The organism is Pseudomonas sp. REP124, assembly GCF_020164475.1.
Classification (GTDB): Bacteria; Pseudomonadota; Gammaproteobacteria; order Pseudomonadales; family Pseudomonadaceae; genus Aquipseudomonas.
On record NZ_JAIQWX010000268.1, the window covers coordinates 1 to 3,451 of the forward strand.

Here is a 3,451-nt window from a genome sequence, read left to right on the forward strand (position 1 = left end):
GACTGACACACCGCTTTCGCGAGCAAGCCCGCTCCCACAGGGGTCTCGTTTCAATGGAAAACGAGCATAAAAAAAGTGGCCACCGCGTCAACGGGGCCACCTTTTTCTACCGCGTATTAATGCCCGTACACGTCAAAGTTGAAGTACTTGTCCTGCACTTGATTGTACTTGCCGTTGGCGCGGATTTCGGTGATGGCGGTGTTGAATTTGTCCGCCAGCTCTTTGTCGCCCTTGCGCACGGCGATGCCGGCGCCGCCGCCGAAGTATTTCGGATCTTCATAGGTCGGGCCTACGAAAGCGAAGCCTTTACCGGCGTCGGTCTTCAGGAAACCTTCGTCCAGGTTGACCGAGTCAGCCAGCAGCGCGTCGATGCGGCCGGAGACCATGTCCAGGTTGGCTTCCTGCTGGGAGCCGTAACGCACCAGCTCGATACCGGCCGGCACCAGCACGTCGGTGGCGAAACGGTCGTGGGTGCTGGCGCGCAGCACACCGACTTTCTTGCCCTTGAGCTCGGTCAGCGGGTCCTTGATGTCGGTGCCTTCCTTCATCACGAAGCGCGCCGGGGTGTGGTAGTACTTGATGGTGAAATCGACGTTCTTCTTGCGATCGTCAGTGATGGTCATGGACGACAGAATGGCGTCGATTTTCTTGACCTTCAGAGCCGGGATCAGGCCGTCGAACTCTTGCTCGACCCAGGTGCACTTCACTTTCATCTGCTCGCACAGCGCGTCGCCGATGTCGACGTCGAAACCGGTGAGTTTGCCGTCAGGGGTTTTCATCGAGAACGGTGGGTAACCGGCTTCGATACCGATGCGGATCGGCTTGGCGTCGTCGGCCACGGCGGTCAGGGACAACATCGACAGTGCCAGGGCACCGAACATCACTAGCTTCTTCATTTATAACTCCTGTGTGCGGAGGCTTTTTGTTGGCAGCTTTATAAACAACTTTCGGCCGTTCGCTTGTGGCGGGCAAGACCGAAGAGGCCGGCAGTCTAGAGCGGCTGGTGCGGGGCAAATTATTCTGACGCGACAAATACGTATAAAAACTGGCCGAATCCGCGATATCCATTCCCGTGTATCAGGCGGACCAGATTTTCAGAAAAGACCTACACGCAATCGAGCATGTTCCGACTGAAGAGTCGCGCTGGCGAGGGGCCTTTTTTTGCGGCACATTGACTGCCCGTCTACCCCCCAAGAGTAGCCCCATGCCCGAGTTGAACCTGATCCAGCACCACCCCGCCGAAGGTCCCGGCGCCATTGCCCTGTGGGCGGCTTCCCGCGAGGTGACGCTGAATGTTTTCCGAGCCGACCTGGGTGAGTTGCCTGATGCCAGTGCAGCACCGGCGATTATTTTGGGCGGTCCCTATGAGTCCAATGGCGGGCCGGCATGGCTTCAAGCTGAGCGTCAGTGGCTGGCGAGCAGTCTGGACCAGGGCGCGGCGGTGTTCGCCATCTGTCTGGGCGCGCAGTTGCTGGCGCTGAGCCTGGGCGGCAATGTGCGGCGAATGGAACGGACCGAAACCGGATGGACCGAAGTGAGGTTCAGCGACGGTCGGACGCTGAAGGTGTTGGAGTGGCACGAGGACGCCATCGATCTGCCGCCGGGCGCGCAATTGCTGGCCAGCAGCGAGCAGTGTGAACAGCAGATGTATCGCGTGGGGTCGACGCGGGTGGGGCTGCAGTTTCATCCGGAGTGGAGTGCGCAGTCGGTGGCCTTGTTGAACGAGCATTTTGCCGAGGAGTCGCCGCTGCCTCGCGGGGAGCAGGATGGTGCGGCGCATGCTGCGGTTTTTGAGTGGTTGCAGGGGGCGTTGGATGAGTGGTGGGCTGCCTCAGAGGTTCGCTGATCTCGCGATGAAATCCTTTGTGCTGAGGGGTTTTATCCCCTCACCACAGTTGATCAGTGTTGAGCGAAACTCAGCATTCGCAGCCGATCGCGACTTTGGCTGGCAGCGCGACACTCAGCTCGAACCCCTCATCCAACCACCCCGTCACGCCGCCGATCATCTCCTTGACCGGGTACCCCAGCGCCGCCAGCCTCACCGCCGCCTTGTTCGCGCCGTTGCAGTGCGGGCCTGCGCAATAGACCACGAACAGGCTGTTTTTCGGGTAATCCGCCAGGGCTTCGGCGGTGAGCATGCGCCGTGGAATGTTGATCGCTCCGGGCACATGCCCGCGATCGAACGCCATAGGCCCGCGCACGTCGATCAGGACAAAATCCACTTCACCCGCCTGTTGGCTGCCATGGACGTCGGAACAATCGGTTTCGAAGGTCAGGCGGTTGCTGAAATGCATCAGGGCAATGGCGGACGAAGCGGCGGGGATTTCGCGAACCAGGCTGGTCATGGTTGTTTCTCCTGAATGTCGTTGGGTGTGAACAGACTTTATCCGCCCGCCACTTGCCGCTACAGTGGCGGACAAGACACTCACCGGGAATTTTCCGCCAAATGCACTCTACCCCTGGATTGGTCGCGATTCTGGCCTACGACGGCCTCTGCACCTTTGAGTTCGGCATCGCCGTCGAGATCTTCGGCCTAGCGCGGCCGGAGTTCGAGTTTCCCTGGTACGAACACCAGATCGTCGCCGTTGATCAGGGCCCGATGCGTGCCATGGGCGGCATCCAGGTATTGGCCGATGGCGGCCTGGAACTGCTCGGACAAGCCCGGACCATCATCATCCCTGGCTGGCGCGACCGTAACGCGGCGGTGCCCGAGGCGCTGATCAAGGCCCTCCGTCAGGCCCATGCCCAGGGTGCGCGATTGCTGTCGATCTGCTCGGGAGTGTTCGTGCTGGCGGCCACCGGCCTGCTCGACGGACACGGCGCCACCACGCACTGGCGCTACACCACGGAACTGGCGGAACGCTTCCCCAACATTCAGGTGGACCCGGACGTGTTGTATGTCGATTCGGGCCAGTTGATCACTTCGGCCGGCAGCGCCGCCGGCATCGACGCCTGCCTGCACCTGGTGGCGCGGGATTTCGGCACCCAGGTGGCCAACGCCGTGGCGCGGCGCCTGGTGATGTCGCCGCAGCGCACCGGTGGCCAGGCGCAGTTCATTCCCACGCCGGTCAGTCCTACACCGCGCAGCGATCTTTCCCGCGTGATGCAGTGGGCGCGGGAGCGTTTGCATGAACCGCTGGAGGTGCGCGATCTGGCCAGTGAAGCGGCGATGAGCGAGCGCACTTTTCTGCGCAGGTTCACCGAGGCCAGCGGCCAGTCACCCAAGAGCTGGTTGCAGCATGAACGCCTGGGGCGGGCCCGGGAGCTGCTGGAAAGTACCGACCAGAACACCGAGCAGATTGCCGAGCGTTGTGGTTATCGGTCGGTGGAGAGTTTTCGGGTGGCGTTCCGCAGTGTGGTCGGGGTGCCGCCGTCGGTGTATCGGGAGCGGTTTGGGCGTGGGGTCAAGGTCATTTCTTGAGGTGTTTTTGAGGCCCCCATCGCGAGCAGG

Annotated in this window: 4 protein-coding genes; 2 read left to right on the plus strand and 2 right to left on the minus strand. The window is 61.5% G+C overall.

The genetic code is table 11. From position 1 onward, the window contains the following. Positions 1-116: 116 nt before the first annotated feature. Positions 117-896: an ABC transporter substrate-binding protein gene (locus tag K9857_RS30025; protein WP_224542156.1), complete on the minus strand. Its 780-nt coding sequence runs from the start codon at positions 894-896 to the stop codon at positions 117-119. Positions 897-1,204: 308 nt separating this feature from the next. Here K9857_RS30025 and K9857_RS30030 point away from each other — a divergent pair, with 308 nt between their 5' ends. Continuing rightward, positions 1,205-1,846: a type 1 glutamine amidotransferase gene (locus tag K9857_RS30030; protein WP_224542158.1), complete on the plus strand. Its 642-nt coding sequence runs from the start codon at positions 1,205-1,207 to the stop codon at positions 1,844-1,846. A 70-nt stretch (positions 1,847-1,916) separates the two neighbouring features. Here the strand turns inward: K9857_RS30030 and K9857_RS30035 are convergent, their stop codons facing one another. Then, positions 1,917-2,345 carry a rhodanese-like domain-containing protein gene (locus K9857_RS30035; protein WP_224542160.1) on the minus strand — a complete coding sequence of 143 codons (429 nt, stop codon included), beginning with the start codon at positions 2,343-2,345 and terminating at the stop codon, positions 1,917-1,919. Positions 2,346-2,446: 101 nt separating this feature from the next. Between K9857_RS30035 and ftrA the strand changes: the two genes are divergently transcribed. After that, positions 2,447-3,421, plus strand: coding sequence for a transcriptional regulator FtrA (gene ftrA, locus K9857_RS30040; protein WP_224542162.1), 975 nt, complete (start codon positions 2,447-2,449; stop codon positions 3,419-3,421). Positions 3,422-3,451 lie beyond the last annotated feature (30 nt).